We start from the raw sequence: 14,867 nt of genomic DNA, 5'->3' as shown, positions 1-14,867 counted from the left end.
TGAGGAGAAGCGCAGTGCAGCAGCTACTGATTGATGACGATCTGCAACCGCAGATTAAGCCGCAGCAGGCTTTGCAGACCGATGACAGCGAAACCATTCTGCGCTTTGCATTAGAAGCAATGGAGGCGGATTTCGCCGTCGTGTTGATCACGCTGGTTGAAATCCGCGGCGGCGCGGCGCGCGCCTTGGGTGCGCAAATGGTGGTGAGGGAAGATGGCCGCTATTGCGGCTATGTTTCCGGCGGCTGCGTAGAAGCGGCGGCGGCTTACGAAGCCTTGCAGGTTATCGCCAGCGGAAAAGATCGCGTTGTACGCTATGGCGAAGGATCGGCTTATCTGGATATTGTGCTGCCCTGTGGTGGTGGGATCACGCTGGCTTTCCATCGGCTACGAGATGCGCAGCCGTTGAGAAACGTGCTGGATCTGCTGGCAAAGCGGCAACCCGCTGCGCTGTGCTATTTGCCGAAGTTTCAGCGGCTGGCTAGCGTGGATTACGCTGAGATATCCGGCTGGCAGGATGATGCCTTTATCACCCGCTATCTGCCAAAAACGCGTGTCACGGTATATGGACGTTCAGTCGAGGCGCTAGCGACCGCATCGATTGCGCATGCCGCCGGTTACGAGGTGCTCTCCGGCGAGGATGTGCAGGCGCATAGTATCGATCCCTTCACGGCGGTGATTTTGCTGTATCACGATCTGGATCGTGAACTGCAGGTGCTGCTGGCGGCGCTGCGTTCTGCGCCATTCTATATCGGTGCATTAGGCAGCCTACGCACGCATGCAACGCGCGTTGAGAAACTGCTGTCGCTGGGATTTAGTGAAGATGAGATTGCCCGCATCAAAGCGCCGATTGGCATCTTTGCGCAGGCGAGAGATGCTCACACGCTGGCATTATCAATTGTTGCCGATGTCGCGGCGGCCCGGCTCAACGTGGTTTAGCTAACACATCAATATCACGGTGCACATCGGCATCCGCTTCAAGGGTGACCAGTAAGCGCGCATCCAGCAGCGCTCTGGCGCCCTCATCGCCGTGCAAATGGCGTAACGCTTCAGCGTAGCGCCGATCAAACCCGACCGGATGGCCGGGTTTTCCTTTGTAAGTAAAACGAACCTGCGCCGCGCCCTGCTCCAGCGCCTGATTGACTCGCCGATGATGCGCCGCCGTTAGCCACGGCATATCTCCCAGCGTAATGATCCATCCATTCCAGCGATCGGTCATCGCTACGCCCGCCGCAATCGATTCACCGCTGCCGCCGCTTTCACACAGCACAAGCTGCACGCCCGCGCGTTCAGCATGTTCTCGCACCGCCAGATAATCTGGACGCGTCACCAGCGCTACCGGCAACTCGCTCAGCTTCGCCTGTTCGATGACGGTTTCAATCACCGACTTCGCCTCATCGCCCATGCTGGCAAGCAATTTATTACCGCTGCCGCCGCTGGCGATATAGCGCGAACCTTGACCTGCCGCGAGGATAAGAATGCCTGCTGATGATGTGATCATTTTTGTTAAAACCTTTATGGCATAAAGATATTTTTGCTTACAGTTTAATACGTTAAGTTCACCGAGGATAACTACAATCAGCATGTCGATAATGAATAAGGAAGTAAACCAATGCGTAAATTTTCTCTGATTGTATTGACTGCGGGCGTGTTGCTGTCGGTCACTTCTCAGGTTGAAGCCAAGGGCTGTATTAAAGGTGCGGTAGTCGGCGGTGTTGCGGGCCACATGGCGCATCACGGCGTGGCTGGCGCGGCCGCCGGTTGTGCCGTTGGTCATCATATGGCGAATAAAAAGCAGAAAGAAGAAGATAGTAAACAGCAGCAATCTAAGTAATAACCTGAGCTGCCTGCGCCAGCAGGCAGCTCAACTCACGCATTACAACCGCTTTGGCGATCAGCGATTGATGGTTTCCTGCATCTGCGCTAAGTAGCGGTGGCCGATCACCGGCATTTTTGCCAGTAATGTTTCAATCTCTGTAATATCCGCCGCACTAAGCGTTAACGCCGCGCCGCCAATATTTTCATCGAAATCCAATGCTGCGCCATATCCAAATTTTAGTCCTATGCAACCAAACTCCAGGATTGAGACTTCCAGACCGCCCGTTCCTAACTTCCTGATTTACGTTTTTGCATTTGTACTCTTGAGTGCTGAAATCAGCATCGACGAGTAGAGAAGGCGCATGTATATGCCGGTAGAGCGGTTTGAGCAGCGTTCATTACCGGGGCAACGCGCAGCACGGGCTGCGCGTGAATATCCTTTATTACTTATTTAATATTTGCCAACGTTTATACACATCTAATGCCTGAGGTCGTGGATCATATTTCATCGGCAAACGACGTTGTTCAATCGGTTTACTGTATTCGTCGTAGAAAGTGTCAAGTTCAAAGTATTTGCGGTCGTCGCGATAATAGGTTGAATACTCCTCGCGTTTAGTGATGTAAATAACTTGCTTTGGACTGCAATAATAAAGCGCGCCTAAGCACATTGGACATGGGCTGGCGAGAATATAAATGTCGCAGTCGGTGAGATTTTCGCTGCCTGTTTCGCGGCAGGCTTCGCGAATGGCCAGAATTTCAGCATGAGCGGTGGGATCGTTGGTCTGAGCTACGCGGTTCGCGCTTTCAGCGATCACCTTGCCATCACGGACAATGACCGTTGCAAACGGGCGACCGCCCTCTTCAACATTTTTCATGGCTAACTCGATGGTGCGTTGTACAAAATCCATTCCTTCCTCACTTATATCCAATAAACTGGCCCATTAATAACGATGGATTATTTAGCCTGGTTCAGTTTTTTAGAATGCGAAAGTAATGGTCTGGTTGAACGTATACGATTTAACCGTTGAGTGAGTAAGATTTTATTTCAGAGGACGGCGTTGCTGGATATCCTTACGTAATTCGGGCTGCCTGGATATTTCAGTGCGCCAGCCATTGGCCGGTGCGGTCTTCGCGCTTGGTGAGTAGATTGATTTACTGACAAGGCACCGACATTTCCGGCTGCAACGCCAAAATCAGAACCGGCTTGTTAAGGCTTTGCACCAGAGGAAGCACGGTAGAACTGAGCGCATAGGTGGTGATGTATAACACCACAACGTCAACATTCTCCTTAGAGAACAATTGCGTCGCCTGCTCGGTTTTCTCACTGTTATCGATCAGGCCGGCATCCACAGTCTCAGCGTTGTAAGTTCGTAGCTGCCGGGATACCACAGTAAGATAGTGCTCAAGTTGCTCCTTGAGCCCAGCAAACTGTGGCCAGTAGGTTTCAAGTCCGATACTAAAAAGTCCGATTTTAATGTTGTCCACAACCATTCCTCGCACTGGAAAGAGAAGCTTTCCATTGTGCGAATTTATCGTTGGGAAACCTGTGTCATGCTGACAAGCAAAAGCCATTCATGGTAGGAGACCATTAATCAGCCTGTAATGGCTCGCAGATTTTTACATCCCACGTTGGTTGTGCAAATAGCCCGGCAGAATTTCAAGTTCTGTTTGGTGGTTTATCCGCGAGGAAGCTGTGTTTCTGGCTAAAGGCGTAATTTCTCGCAGCTTCATTTCACGGTTTACTTTTGGCAGCCATTCTTCGAACTGTTTGGCGTAGGAATCTGCCAGATGTTGATCATGGGTACGCCCCACGAAAAGCTTACTTTTAGCGAGACGGGAAATATCCGTGGCATATATCTCATAGAGATCGCCGCACTGCTGAATTTCTATTGCGGTGAAATGCATATTTGGCCAGAAACTCACTTTTGCAGAAAAATTGCTGTAATTCATAAAATATCACTTGTTGATGGATTAATCTATATGCCAGATTATTCTGGTCGGTCCAGTCATTATAACGCTTTTATCAAGGTTTAATACTGTCAGATAATTCCTGAACTTTTGAAATTGAAAACCAGTTTAATACTGATAATCCTATTAATGGGAGAATATCTTAGCCTGAAAATCCATCATCGTCTGGCGTCTTTCCGAGCACGATTTGCAGGGTATTACGCAAGCAATCCTGGAAAATCACATCATTGGTGCTCTCAAGTTCTGCCAGCAGATAGGCGATAATGCTTTTATTAGTAACAGTTTTTTTGTCTTTTATGATCGCCGTAATGACTGAACCCAATATTTCGGCTTCAGATTTTAGCTGTGCAGAACCGCAATTAAAATAGGCGATAAAATCGGTACTGATATTCATTTTTTGCATGCATTTCCCCTGGCGACATTAGTGCCAGCATTTTATTTAGTGGTGTTAAGATTAATGGAATGTTCTGAAAAGAAAGACCAATAGTGATCTAACTAAACTGATTGAGTTTGATAAAAAGAGGTTGTTATTAATTTTGGAAAAAAAATCTATCAAGAGAGCCTGCTGAGGTTAATGATTGAATGCGTAAATTTCAGTGGGATAGTTGTCTCATCACTGCTTGCCGACAAAAATATACAAAGGTGTAATAAGAGTACAGAATTTTCTTTTAGGAAAAACGTTTTAAATTTAATCATTTGAAATAAAATCAGCAATAACAGTCAGTTGCGTGATAGTTAGACCTCAAAGAGAATTGTAAATTAGTCCTTTCCCGTGATTAATTTGCATTTCGGGCAACCACTTTCTGAGAGGCAGAAGCACACATTCATGCGCTTCTGCCTATTAATTCAAGGCGTTACCGCTTCGCTTACCACTTTCGCTTGCTGCAGGCTCGCTTCTTCCTCGCGGAACTTCAGTCGATCCCAGACGCGGAAGAACGGATAGTAAATCACCAGAGAAATCGTCAGATTGACCACCTGCAATACGGTGCCAGAAATGTGCCCGCCGGTTGCCAGATAACCGCTAACGAAAATTGGTGTGGTAAATGGCAGCGCAATGCCCGCTGGCGGTGCCACTAAACCGGTGCTCATCGCCGCCCATGACACAATCACCAACACCACCGGCGTCAGGATGAAAGGCAGAAACAAATACGGGTTCATCACCAGCGGGATGCCGAACACCAATGGTTCGCTGATGTTGAACAGCGCCGCTGGAGCGGCAATTTTACCGAGCTGCTTCATCTGACGACTGCGTGAGCGGATCAGCATAAAGATCACCAATCCCAGCAGCGCGCCGGTGCCGCCCGGCGCAATCCATAAATCGTAAAACTGCTGGGTAAATATGTGCGGGATCGGTTGGTTATGCTGGAACGCCTCAAGGTTTTCACTCATATTCGATAGCCAAACCGGCTGAATAAACACCAGCACTATTGCATCGCCGTGCAGCCCAAGCGTCCAGAGAATGCCAATCAGCAGCACTGAGAAAATCATGCCGGGGAGCGTGCCACCGACGTGATGCATCGGCAGACCAATCACAGTCGCAATCAGGTTATTGATATCGCCGAACGGTGAGGCTTCCACCGCCAGACGAAGCATCAACACCACTGCCAGCACACAGAAACCCGGCACCAGCGCGAGGAAGGATTTCGCCACCGCTGGCGGCACGCCTTCTGGCATCTTGATCACCAGATTACGGTTATGCACAAAGCGATAAATCTCAGTGGAAAGCAGTGCAATGACGATAGCCACGAACAAGCCCTGGCTGCCAATCAGCGAAATCGGCAACACGCCGGTGACCAACTGCGTCGGCGCGCCTTCCACCGGGGCAAACAGCGTCTGCTGAGGAATGGTCATCACAAATGCCACTAACGCCATCGCGCCGCTGGTGAGCGGATCGAGCGTGCGATACTTCTCCGCCAAACGGTAGGCAATACCGAAGCTGGAGATCAGTGCCATGATGTCGTAGGTGGCGCGCACCGGATAAAGCAGTTTGTTGCGCCACGTGTCGCCAAACAGATCCGCCATCAAATGGCCCCACGCTGGAATCGGCAGATAGGCGAAGATCAGGAAGAAGCTGCCAATCAGCATAAAAGGCATGTTGAGAATGATGCCGTCACGCACGGAGAGCACATGCTTCTGACCGGCGATTTTCAGTGCGACGGGCAAGACATAACGGTCTATAAAAGTACGATTAGACATAAGTGTTCCTCTGGCTCGGTGGCGCAACGGATTATGGCGTGGCGAACTGCGGTAGCCACGGCTTATTAAGGGTCAGCACTTCTTCCAGCAACGCTTCGGCGGTTGCGACATCACCGACTAACGGATTGCCGAGCAGCGCCAGCAGCGCTTGCTGACGATCGCCGTGCACGGCGGCTTCGATGGTCAAACGTTCAAACGCTTTGATCTGCTGCGTCAGGCCATTCATCAGCGGCGGCAACTCGCCAAATACCAGCGGATGCGCGCCTTGCGCATCTACCAGGCAGTTCACTTCCACCACCGCATCATCCGGCAGACCATGAATCGCGCCGTTGTTGCGGCAGTTCACCACCAGATTGTTGCCACTGTCGTTATGAATCGCGCTGATCAGCTCAACCGCCACTTCGGAGTAATACGCGCCGCCACGAAAACTCAGTTGTTCAGGTTTGTGCGCCAGATGCGGATCGGCGTACAGCTCGAACAGCTCGGCTTCCACTTTCATTACCTGCTCCGCGCGCGTGCCTTCGTGACCGTTTTGCGCTTTCTCCTGCTCTTCAGCCAGCATCTGCGGCGTTTGCCAGTAATAGCGATGATACGGGCACGGAATCGCCTTGAGCGCGCGCAGGAACTGCGGCGACCATGGCATATCTTTGATGTTATTCATGGTGAGCGATTGGCCATCGCACAGTTGTTCAATCACCTGTGAAGTGACATCTTCGCCGCGACAGGTCACCTGATGCACCCATACCAGATGATTGAGCCCGGCGAAGCGCAGTTGCACCTCATCCCAGGACGCGTCGAGCATACCGGCAATCATGTGGTGCATATTCACCGGCACATTACACAGGCCGATAATTTTCGCCTTGCTGTAGCGCGACACCGCTTCCGTCACCATCCCCGCCGGATTGGTGAAGTTGATGATGAAGGCATCCGGCGCCAGCTCTTCCACTTTGCGCGCCACTTTAAGCATCACCGGAATGGTGCGCAGCGCTTTGGCAAAACCGCCCACGCCGGTGGTTTCCTGGCCGAGTCGTCCATATTTCAGCCCGAGGCGCTCGTCTGCGGCACGCGCTGCGAGTTGACCCACACGCAGCTGCGTCAGCACAAATCGGGCGCCGCGAATCGCTTCATCGAGTTCAAAATGCACGCTGACTTTCACCTGCTCCAGCCCATTTTGCTGCAGCATACGGCGAGTGAGATCGGCGATGACATGTACCTTTTCACGCCCCTGCTCGACATCCACCAGCGCCAGTTCCGTCACCGGCAGCTGCGCATAACGATTGATGATCCCTTCTACCAACTCCGGAGAATAGCTGCTGCCACCACCAATAATGGCCATCTTAAGCATTCGTGCCTCCTGCCGCAGTGCGGCGGTAAAGTTCAATGATTTCGCCTGCCAGATCCTGAATCAGCATGGCGTTCATCAGATGATCCTGGGCATGGACCAGAATCAGCGTGACGGGCAACTTGCCGCTGCCTTCGTCCAGACCAATCAGCGCGGTTTGCTGCTGGTGCGCCGCACTAATGCTTTCACTCGCCGCCGCCAACTGCTGTTGCGCCTCGCTGAAGCGCCCTTCTCGTGCCAGCCGCAGCGCGCTGATTGCCGCGCTGCGCGCTGCGCCGGCTTGCACCAGCAGCAGCATAATTCCCTCTTCAAACTCGATAGCCACGATTTCAGACATGCAAAATCCCCCACAGCACAAGCCGTGTAATGTCGGTTAGATGGGTTAAAACGGACAGTTAGGCGGTGTGTAACGCCAGCGCTTTATCAAGCACCTGTTCGCCACGCATCATGCCGTAATCCATCATGTCGATGACGGCGACAGATTTGCCCTGCGGCGCGGCAATGGCGGTAAGACGGGCAGCTTCGAACTGCACCTGCGGGCCGAGCAGAACGACATCGGCATCCGGCAGAATACGTTCGAATTCCGCCACCGGCACAGCTTTGATATCGATCTCCAGACCGCGACCTAAAGCAGCGTGCTGCATTTTGCTCACCAGCATGCTGGTGGACATGCCTGCAGCACAGCAAAGTACGATGCGCATAATTTCTTCTCCTGTGATTTGTCCCGGCCATTTAAGACCCGTCTCAGAGAAGCTGTAAAGTGGCTGCGGGCAGATGATTTTCTGATGGTTTGATAATTTACTAATATAAATCATAGACATATAACAAAATACATCATGAAAATATTTTTCACGAGTGTGATCTTAACCGTAATTTAACAGTAACAACCCTGACAATCGGCGATGAAAAACGGTATTCCGATGAAAAAAAACTCAACATGAAAAATTATTTCATGCATGATGGACGCTCGCTAATGAGGATGTGATGAGCTGATGGATATTGTCTGGCAATTACGGCAGCAATCGGAGCGCGCAGATGCGCAGGAATCGATGCTGGCGCGTTTTTTTCTGGCTAAATTGGGTGCGACTGAGCAGACCACCATGGAAAGTCTCGCCACGCAGGCTGGCGTGAGTCCGGATGTGCTGCGACGCTTTGCCACGTCGGCGGGCTGTCAGGATCTCGATGATTTTCTACATCAGGTGCGTAAAGCCGGTCAGCAGAAGGATGTCGAATTTATTGATGTCATCCGTCAGCGTCAATCGTCGCTGAGCCAGCAGGAGAAACGTGTGGCCGAAGCGATTCTCAGCGATACCGCTTTTGCCGCATCCGCCACCATCGAACAACTTGCCGGACGTGCCGAAGTCAGCGCCGCCACCATCACCCGCTTTGCCCGTTCACTGGGTTGCGAAGATATCCGCGATTTGCGCATGCGGCTGGCGCGTGCGCCACAGGTGCGAACCCGTAACGCGATTGCGCCTATAGAGGCGATTATTCAAGCGCTAACCCAGCAATACGCGCAAGCGGAAACCGCAATCTGGCAACGTGCCGCAGAGATGTTACGTAAGGCCAGAAGCGTACTGCTGATTGGCGCGTCGGGCCTACAAACTGCGCTGTCTGCGGAAGTCCATCAACGCCTGCAAGGCGCTGGATTGCCCATCGCATGGATTCAGGATGACAACCTGCTGAGCATGACGCTGAGTCGTTTACAGCCGGATGATCTGTTGCTGATTCTCGCGCCTGACGCGGTTAACAGCCACGTGCTCAGCACGGTACACCATGCCCATATTCAAAAAACGCCGGTGATCGCGCTCTGTGCGCAGACCTTAGACCTGGCGAATCAGGCCGATATCTGGCTGCCGCTGCCAGAGGCAAAAAACGCACGGCGTTACGGCATTTTGTTTGCGCTGGATCGGTTGGAGTCAGCAATAACTATTCCTTAAGTAAAACTACAGCATCCTGAAATTTGCAAAAGTAAAACGATCCGCGGGCTGTTCAACAGGCGCTCGGCAAGCATCATCTGGCGTTAGCCGATGCCATTTGGCTGATGTTTGAAGGTGTTCTCACTTCAGCGTTAATTATTGGTGCTTCGCAGGCGTGCGAAGCCGGTAAAAACGCCGCTCTGCAGCTTTGCCGCTTACTGCGTGGCAGTGCTGCCTCGCCGTTCCCTTGCTGCTTCTGGCGTTCAGCCATCACTACTCAGTTTGGCTATTTCCCGCCGTGGCATTGGGTGGCGCCGCGTACGTGACGCTCTCGGGCGTATTGCTGGTGTGGGGCGCAGAATGCCCCCGCCATCGGCTTAGGCATGCTGTTCTCATATTGGCGACGGGCCAGGTCATTGGATCGCTACTGTTCGGACAACTCTATGCGCAGGCAGGCGCGTCAACCGTATTAATACTGTTTGCCGCCCTGCCGTTACTGGTGATGTTGATTATTCGTCGTTAAACGGATCTTTTTTGTCATCTTCGCTGTCATCGCGCGTTCTGGGAATCTCACCGTGTTCACTGGGATTGTCCTTAGCGGGATGTTTTTCATCATTCACGTCACGTTTATCTTTTGGGTGATGGCTCATTTGCAGCTCCTTGGTTAATCACCCATTAAGTGTAGTTGATCTAAATGGGGCGAAAAGTTCGCCCCACCCGCTTACTGCAACGCTTTCAGGATCTGCATCGCCGCTTTAACCCGCTCGGTATTGGGATAATTTTTGTTCGCCAGGATCACAATGCCGACCTGCTTCTCTGGAATAAAGGCGACATAAGCCCCGAATCCGCCCGTTGCGCCGGTTTTATGCACCCACGACGCTTTCACAAGCGGATGTGCTTTCGCATCCCGTACCGGCTGCGGACCGAGCGCGACCTTGTTATCTGCGCCCCTCACTGCCATCTCTGCCTGAGCGGGCCAATTCAGCATTTCCCACCCCAACCCCTGATATAACGCATCGGTACGATAGAAACGCGTTTGCGCGAAATCTAGCGCCTGCTGCAGCGTTTGGTCTTTTACCTGCTGCGGATCCATGTTGGCCTGCATCCAGCGCGCCATATCTTTAATTGACGACTTCACGCCATAGGCTTCGGCATCCAACATGCCCGGCGACACGCGCACCGGCTTGCCTTCGCGGTAACCCCATGCGTATGCGTTCTTCGCGCTGTCGGGCACGGTGATAAAGGTGTGCTTAAGCTGCAGCGGCGTAAACACGCGTTGCTGCATTGCTTGCTCAAATGTCAGCCCGCTGGGTTTCGTCGCCAGCCAGCCAAACAAGCCGATGCTGCTGTTCGCATACTGACGCGTGTTGCCCGGCGCCCATTGCGGTTGCCATTGTTGATAGAAGTTCGCCAGCGCCTTTTCATCGGTCACGACATCAGGAACCTGCAACGGCAAGCCGCCGGCGGTGTACGTCGCCAATTGCAGCAGCGTGATGTCACGCCACTGCGGCGTATTCAGCGCTGGCCAGTATTGGCTGGCGCGATCGCTCAGTGCGATCTCGCCTTTGTTCACCGCGACGCTACTCAACACGCCGGTGAAGGTTTTACTCACCGAACCCAGTTCAAACAGCGTATCTTGCGTGACCGGACGCTGCTGTTTTTCATCCGCCATACCCCAGGTGAAATAGTGCGGCTGGCCTTTAACCACCACCGCCACCGCCATGCCGGGAATGGCTTGCTGCTGCATCAGCGGTTTGATGGCCTGATCAACGATGGCGTCCACATCAGGCGTCGCAGCGAACGCCATTGAGCACGCCGATGTCAGTGCTGTTGCTATCAAAGTTTGAGAAATCAATTTCACTGTTATTAACCTTCCGGGTTGTTGTTCCGCGGGCAGTTTGCCCACTTTGACAGGCAGCAACAAACTGTTAATTTTAGCGTCAGACAATAGAAATTCTTACAGGTCACCGCATGACTCGCCCTTATATTCCACTTAACGCGCTCAGAGCCTTTGAAGCCGCCGCACGTCATCTAAGTTTTACTAACGCTGCTATTGAGCTGCACGTAACCCATGCAGCCGTAAGTCAGCAGGTGAAATCGCTGGAGCAGCAGCTCGGCTGCCAGCTGTTTGTGCGGGTATCGCGCGGATTGATGTTGACCACCGAAGGCGAAAGCCTGTTGCCGGTATTAAACGATTCATTCGATCGCATTGCCGATACGCTGGATCGCTTCTCATCGGGTCAGATGCGCGAGAAATTAAAGGTCGGCGCGGTAGGAAGCTTTGCTACCGGTTTGCTGTTGCCGCTTTTAGAAGATTTTAACCGCCGCTATCCGCACATAGAGCTGCAACTCTCCACCCACAACAATCGCGTCGATCCAGCCGCCGAGGGCCATGATTACACCATTCGCTTTGGCAGCGGCGCCTGGCACGGCACCGAAGCGCAGTTTATTTGTTCAGCCCCGTTATCGCCGCTGTGTAATCCCGCCATTGCCCGGCAGTTGCAGCAGCCTGCAGACGTGCACAAATTCACCCTATTGCGATCGTTCCGCCGTGATGAGTGGAGCCAATGGCTGCACAGCATTAATGAACATGCGCCATCACCTGCGCATCCGGTGATGATTTTTGACTCATCCCTAACGATGATCGAAGCGGCATTACTGGGCGCGGGGATTGCGCTGGCACCGGTGAAAATTTTCAATCACCTGCTGCAAAGCGAGAGGCTGGTGCGCCCTTTCGCCGCAGAAATCGATCTCGGCGGCTACTGGTTAACGCGTTTGCAGTCGCGACCTGAAAGCACCGCAATGACGGCGTTTTCAGATTGGTTGATGAATGCGCATCAGACGTCGTAGGGTCGCCATTCATGGCGACCGATTCACCTACTGCACATTTATCTGTTTCGCTTTCGCCAGTGTGCGCGCAAGAATTGAGGAGTACAGCGGTTTGCCGCCGAAGAATTGCGCGGCCAGCGTCGCGCCGAGACAGGTAATGATCATCGGCAAAATCAGCTGATAATTGTTGGTCATCTCCAGCACCAGCACAATGCCGGTCAGCGGCGCACGCACCGAGGCCGCAAACAGCGCGCCCATACCAGCCACGGCAAAGGTTGCTGGCTCCAGATGCAAACCCGGCAACCACTGCATGCAGAGTTGGCCGAAGCAGGTACCTAACAGCGTGCCCAACGTCAGCATCGGGGCAAAAATACCGCCCGGCGCGCCGGAGGAAAAACAGCAAATAGTTATCAACGTGCGCAGTGCGAAAATGGCAAAGAGCGCCAGCGCGCTGTAAGCTCCGCTGGAGAAATCAGGAATCAGGGAAATCCCGCCGTTGATCGCTTGTGGCAGAAACAGGCCAATCACGCCACACATCCCCGCCAGCAAACTTCCCCACAGCACCCAGGGTGCAACGCGGCCTTTATGCAAACGCTGAAACTGATCCTGCGCGAGGAAAATGAAGCGGTTAAACGCCACGCCGCAGCCACCAAATAACACGCCCAACACTAAATAAAGCCACAGCGTATTGGTTGGCGCATCCTGCAGCTGACCAATATTAATGATTGCTTCGTTGCCATTACACACGCGGAAAACAATGCTGGAAACGATAACGCCAACAAACACCGCTTTGATGGAAATCAGGCTGTAGCGAAACTGCGGACGCATCTCTTCGATAATAAACAGGATGCCGGCCAGCGGCGCGTTGAAAGCGGCCGACAAACCAGCTGCAGCGCCGGTTGCCAGCAACGTGTGGCGAGACTCAGAAGATTTTACGCGGAACAGATCAACACACATGCCGCCGATATTGCCGCCCAGTTGCACGGTCGGTCCTTCGCGACCCAGCACCATGCCTGATCCTAACGCACCCATGCCGCCGATAAATTTCACCGGCAGCACGCGCCACCAGCGCACCGGACGAAGTTCCTCCAGCGCGCCTTCAATTTCGGGAATGCCCGATCCGCCCGCTTCCGGCGCGAAACGTCGCACCAGCAAGTAGCCGACAGCGCCTAATAGCGCAGAGAGCATAAACGCGCCGGCGATTTTCACCAGCAGATTGTCACCCGCACCCTCAAGCCAGCTTAAGCGCATATGCACCACAAAATTGACGGCTTTATCAAAGGCCACGCCAACTAAACCGGTTAACACACCGACCAGCGCGGCCAGCAGCAACAGCGCGACGGGCGTTTTGTCGCGGCGTAGTAGTTTCTGCATCAGTAAGAAGCGCCCAGCACGTAAGGTCGTGTTGGGCTCTGCGGAGTGACCGTTGGCAGGCATGCAAATCCTCTGTTTTCATAACCGTGTTCAAACGTGAGTTTGAGAAAAGAGGCATTAGCATACTGAGAATGAAGTGATTTTTAACCCAGGAATTCGCAAGCGGATTTTTCAGGTTGGAAGAGGCTGGCTGCATTAGCCTCCTCCACGGTGGATTAGTCCTGCTCTTCAGCAATCAGCGTCAGTTTTTCGTCGGTGGCTTTTTCTTCTTCCAGCGTTTCACCCAACAACTTCGCGGCATCCTGATAATCCAGTTTTAAGGCTAACGCGCGCAAAGTACCGTAGGTGGCGATCTCATAGTGTTCAACCTTCTGCGCAGCACCGATCAGTCCGGCATCGCAAACCGGCCCTTTCTCCACTTCATCGATGATCTCCTGCGCTTCTTCAGCCAATCCTTCCAGCGCATGACACTTCATCCGTTTGATCTGCACACCTTCAGTGAGTTCAACCAGTTGATCGATACGTTCAATTTGTCCGCGTGTCTCTTCCAGATGCTGTTTAAAGGCTGCGACCAGATTAGGATCGGTGGCTGCACGAATCATTTTTGGTAACGCTTTAGTGATCTGTTTTTCTGCGCTGTAAATATCAGAGAGATCATGCACAAACAGATCGTGCAGTGTTTTAATCGTCATAATATTGCCTTTTGATAAAGTAGGATGTCAGGTAGGTAAAACGTGGGCGAGAAGGAATAATAAATTGCGCCGACACATAAGACTGACTTAATCCTGGCGGACATTACACAATTCACAAGCGAAGCCTTAAAAATAAACACCACGCATTGTTTAATTCATTGCCAGAATTAAAGCAGGTTAATCGGAGACATAATCATGAAAAAACCAAGACAACCCGAACTCAGCGGTGAAATTATTCACGAACGTACTTTACTCCCGCTCGGTTTAATTTCTCTTTACGAAGTCGTCTTCAATAACGGCAAATATGCCGTTATGCGCCTGGATAAAGATCAACCCTTTCATCAGGGTGACATTTTTAAACGCATAAATGATCGCTGGTATTGTGATGAAAAATTAATACATCCACTGGGGTTTCAGTTTGTCGATCGGGCTGAAGCGCAGCGGTCATTTATCGAATATGAGCGGTAATATTTATTTTTCATTTTCATATTATAGAGTGAACAGTGGCAAGATGGTTCGGTTGCGCGGGTGGCAATGACATCCAGAAATCAACCCCCATGCTGGTTTCATATTCTGCGTGTGACTCAAGAAAAATATGCTCACCGCTGCGCGACTGCCCGCCGTAAAGCCAGCCGCCCTGCACTTCGCCATTATCAAATTGCACGATGCACTCCTGCTTGTAGCCCGGCGCTTGTTCATTTAAATCAATCCATTCAAGAATATGGCGCAT

21 protein-coding genes are annotated in these 14,867 nt (G+C 52.2%); 6 read left to right on the top strand and 15 right to left on the bottom strand.

The window, feature by feature from the left end:
• Positions 1-14 precede the first annotated feature (14 nt).
• Positions 15-938, top strand: a complete 924-nt coding sequence (locus NQH49_RS21125; RefSeq protein ID WP_256698702.1) for an XdhC family protein — start codon at positions 15-17, stop codon at positions 936-938.
• On the opposite strand, the gene NQH49_RS21120 is transcribed toward NQH49_RS21125, so the two are convergent.
• Complete coding sequence (locus NQH49_RS21120; RefSeq protein WP_256698701.1) at positions 925-1,500, bottom strand: nucleotidyltransferase family protein; 576 nt, start codon at positions 1,498-1,500, stop codon at positions 925-927. The two genes, NQH49_RS21125 and NQH49_RS21120, sit on opposite strands and share 14 nt — an antisense overlap.
• A gap of 111 nt (positions 1,501-1,611) precedes the next feature.
• On the opposite strand from NQH49_RS21120, the gene NQH49_RS21115 reads away from it, so the two are divergent.
• Entirely contained in the window at positions 1,612-1,833 is a 222-nt protein-coding gene (locus NQH49_RS21115; RefSeq protein ID WP_008106155.1) for a hypothetical protein, read from the top strand.
• A 60-nt stretch (positions 1,834-1,893) separates the two neighbouring features.
• Here the strand turns inward: NQH49_RS21115 and NQH49_RS21110 are convergent, their stop codons facing one another.
• The 9 genes from NQH49_RS21110 to NQH49_RS21070 all read right to left on the bottom strand — a co-directional run bounded on the left by NQH49_RS21110 (position 1,894) and on the right by NQH49_RS21070 (position 8,027).
• Complete coding sequence (locus NQH49_RS21110; protein WP_256698700.1) at positions 1,894-2,034, bottom strand: hypothetical protein; 141 nt, start codon at positions 2,032-2,034, stop codon at positions 1,894-1,896.
• A gap of 226 nt (positions 2,035-2,260) precedes the next feature.
• Complete coding sequence (locus NQH49_RS21105; protein ID WP_256698699.1) at positions 2,261-2,725, bottom strand: nucleoside deaminase; 465 nt, start codon at positions 2,723-2,725, stop codon at positions 2,261-2,263.
• A gap of 244 nt (positions 2,726-2,969) precedes the next feature.
• The gene (locus NQH49_RS21100; protein WP_256698698.1) at positions 2,970-3,302 is read right to left on the bottom strand and encodes a hypothetical protein; all 333 of its coding nucleotides are present in this window, start codon (positions 3,300-3,302) and stop codon (positions 2,970-2,972) included.
• A gap of 132 nt (positions 3,303-3,434) precedes the next feature.
• Positions 3,435-3,767 (bottom strand): hypothetical protein, encoded by a 333-nt coding sequence (locus NQH49_RS21095; protein ID WP_256698697.1) that lies wholly within the window; start codon positions 3,765-3,767, stop codon positions 3,435-3,437.
• Between the two features lie 160 nt (positions 3,768-3,927).
• A complete protein-coding gene (locus tag NQH49_RS21090; RefSeq protein WP_256698696.1) occupies positions 3,928-4,188 on the bottom strand; it encodes a biofilm/acid-resistance regulator YmgB/AriR in 261 nt (86 codons plus the stop codon).
• Positions 4,189-4,631: 443 nt separating this feature from the next.
• Positions 4,632-5,981 carry a PTS cellobiose transporter subunit IIC gene (celB, locus tag NQH49_RS21085; RefSeq protein ID WP_179453037.1) on the bottom strand — a complete coding sequence of 450 codons (1,350 nt, stop codon included), beginning with the start codon at positions 5,979-5,981 and terminating at the stop codon, positions 4,632-4,634.
• Positions 5,982-6,012: 31 nt separating this feature from the next.
• On the bottom strand, positions 6,013-7,326 hold the full coding sequence (locus NQH49_RS21080; protein ID WP_256698695.1) for a 6-phospho-beta-glucosidase: 1,314 nt from the start codon (positions 7,324-7,326) through the stop codon (positions 6,013-6,015).
• Positions 7,319-7,660 (bottom strand): PTS lactose/cellobiose transporter subunit IIA, encoded by a 342-nt coding sequence (locus NQH49_RS21075; protein WP_256698694.1) that lies wholly within the window; start codon positions 7,658-7,660, stop codon positions 7,319-7,321. The genes NQH49_RS21080 and NQH49_RS21075 overlap by 8 nt, the downstream gene beginning before the upstream one ends.
• A 58-nt stretch (positions 7,661-7,718) precedes the next feature.
• Positions 7,719-8,027 (bottom strand): PTS sugar transporter subunit IIB, encoded by a 309-nt coding sequence (locus tag NQH49_RS21070; protein WP_061719412.1) that lies wholly within the window; start codon positions 8,025-8,027, stop codon positions 7,719-7,721.
• A gap of 288 nt (positions 8,028-8,315) precedes the next feature.
• On the opposite strand from NQH49_RS21070, the gene NQH49_RS21065 reads away from it, so the two are divergent.
• On the top strand, positions 8,316-9,263 hold the full coding sequence (locus NQH49_RS21065; RefSeq protein ID WP_256698693.1) for a MurR/RpiR family transcriptional regulator: 948 nt from the start codon (positions 8,316-8,318) through the stop codon (positions 9,261-9,263).
• Positions 9,264-9,367: 104 nt separating this feature from the next.
• A complete protein-coding gene (locus NQH49_RS21060) occupies positions 9,368-9,568 on the top strand; it encodes a hypothetical protein (protein ID WP_256698692.1) in 201 nt (66 codons plus the stop codon).
• 183 nt (positions 9,569-9,751) lie between these two features.
• Here NQH49_RS21060 and NQH49_RS21055 read toward each other — a convergent pair whose 3' ends face one another.
• On the bottom strand, positions 9,752-9,892 hold the full coding sequence (locus NQH49_RS21055) for a hypothetical protein (RefSeq protein ID WP_008106109.1): 141 nt from the start codon (positions 9,890-9,892) through the stop codon (positions 9,752-9,754).
• A gap of 71 nt (positions 9,893-9,963) precedes the next feature.
• Entirely contained in the window at positions 9,964-11,097 is a 1,134-nt protein-coding gene (gene blaPSZ, locus NQH49_RS21050) for a PSZ family class C beta-lactamase (protein ID WP_256699136.1), read from the bottom strand.
• A 116-nt stretch (positions 11,098-11,213) separates the two neighbouring features.
• Between blaPSZ and ampR the strand changes: the two genes are divergently transcribed.
• Positions 11,214-12,092, top strand: coding sequence for a LysR family transcriptional regulator AmpR (ampR, locus tag NQH49_RS21045; RefSeq protein WP_256698691.1), 879 nt, complete (start codon positions 11,214-11,216; stop codon positions 12,090-12,092).
• Positions 12,093-12,119: 27 nt separating this feature from the next.
• Here the strand turns inward: ampR and clcA are convergent, their stop codons facing one another.
• Both clcA and NQH49_RS21035 read right to left on the bottom strand, forming a co-directional pair.
• A complete protein-coding gene (gene clcA / locus NQH49_RS21040) occupies positions 12,120-13,508 on the bottom strand; it encodes a H(+)/Cl(-) exchange transporter ClcA (RefSeq protein WP_256698690.1) in 1,389 nt (462 codons plus the stop codon).
• Positions 13,509-13,660: 152 nt separating this feature from the next.
• The gene (locus tag NQH49_RS21035) at positions 13,661-14,137 is read right to left on the bottom strand and encodes a YciE/YciF ferroxidase family protein (RefSeq protein WP_061719259.1); all 477 of its coding nucleotides are present in this window, start codon (positions 14,135-14,137) and stop codon (positions 13,661-13,663) included.
• Positions 14,138-14,332: 195 nt separating this feature from the next.
• Between NQH49_RS21035 and NQH49_RS21030 the strand changes: the two genes are divergently transcribed.
• On the top strand, positions 14,333-14,605 hold the full coding sequence (locus tag NQH49_RS21030; RefSeq protein WP_256698689.1) for a hypothetical protein: 273 nt from the start codon (positions 14,333-14,335) through the stop codon (positions 14,603-14,605).
• A 16-nt stretch (positions 14,606-14,621) separates the two neighbouring features.
• On the opposite strand, the gene NQH49_RS21025 is transcribed toward NQH49_RS21030, so the two are convergent.
• Positions 14,622-14,867 carry a hypothetical protein gene (locus NQH49_RS21025; protein WP_256698688.1) on the bottom strand — a complete coding sequence of 82 codons (246 nt, stop codon included), beginning with the start codon at positions 14,865-14,867 and terminating at the stop codon, positions 14,622-14,624.

It is taken from the genome of Pantoea trifolii (assembly GCF_024506435.1).
Taxonomy (GTDB): Bacteria; Pseudomonadota; Gammaproteobacteria; order Enterobacterales; family Enterobacteriaceae; genus Pantoea; species Pantoea trifolii.
This window is presented reverse-complemented; position numbering and strand designations above follow the sequence as displayed.

Coding starts and splice junctions, on each gene's coding strand:
- NQH49_RS21120 (WP_256698701.1), bottom strand. CDS start 1,500: ATGATCACATCATCAGCAGGCATTCTTATCCTCGCGGCAGGTCAAGGT.
- NQH49_RS21115 (WP_008106155.1), top strand. CDS start 1,612: ATGCGTAAATTTTCTCTGATTGTATTGACTGCGGGCGTGTTGCTGTCG.
- NQH49_RS21105 (WP_256698699.1), bottom strand. CDS start 2,725: ATGGATTTTGTACAACGCACCATCGAGTTAGCCATGAAAAATGTTGAA.
- NQH49_RS21095 (WP_256698697.1), bottom strand. CDS start 3,767: ATGAATTACAGCAATTTTTCTGCAAAAGTGAGTTTCTGGCCAAATATG.
- NQH49_RS21090 (WP_256698696.1), bottom strand. CDS start 4,188: ATGCAAAAAATGAATATCAGTACCGATTTTATCGCCTATTTTAATTGC.
- celB (WP_179453037.1), bottom strand. CDS start 5,981: ATGTCTAATCGTACTTTTATAGACCGTTATGTCTTGCCCGTCGCACTG.
- NQH49_RS21080 (WP_256698695.1), bottom strand. CDS start 7,326: ATGCTTAAGATGGCCATTATTGGTGGTGGCAGCAGCTATTCTCCGGAG.
- NQH49_RS21075 (WP_256698694.1), bottom strand. CDS start 7,660: ATGTCTGAAATCGTGGCTATCGAGTTTGAAGAGGGAATTATGCTGCTG.
- NQH49_RS21065 (WP_256698693.1), top strand. CDS start 8,316: ATGGATATTGTCTGGCAATTACGGCAGCAATCGGAGCGCGCAGATGCG.
- NQH49_RS21060 (WP_256698692.1), top strand. CDS start 9,368: ATGTTTGAAGGTGTTCTCACTTCAGCGTTAATTATTGGTGCTTCGCAG.
- NQH49_RS21055 (WP_008106109.1), bottom strand. CDS start 9,892: ATGAGCCATCACCCAAAAGATAAACGTGACGTGAATGATGAAAAACAT.
- ampR (WP_256698691.1), top strand. CDS start 11,214: ATGACTCGCCCTTATATTCCACTTAACGCGCTCAGAGCCTTTGAAGCC.
- clcA (WP_256698690.1), bottom strand. CDS start 13,508: ATGCCTGCCAACGGTCACTCCGCAGAGCCCAACACGACCTTACGTGCT.
- NQH49_RS21035 (WP_061719259.1), bottom strand. CDS start 14,137: ATGACGATTAAAACACTGCACGATCTGTTTGTGCATGATCTCTCTGAT.
- NQH49_RS21030 (WP_256698689.1), top strand. CDS start 14,333: ATGAAAAAACCAAGACAACCCGAACTCAGCGGTGAAATTATTCACGAA.
- NQH49_RS21025 (WP_256698688.1), bottom strand. CDS start 14,867: ATGCGCCATATTCTTGAATGGATTGATTTAAATGAACAAGCGCCGGGC.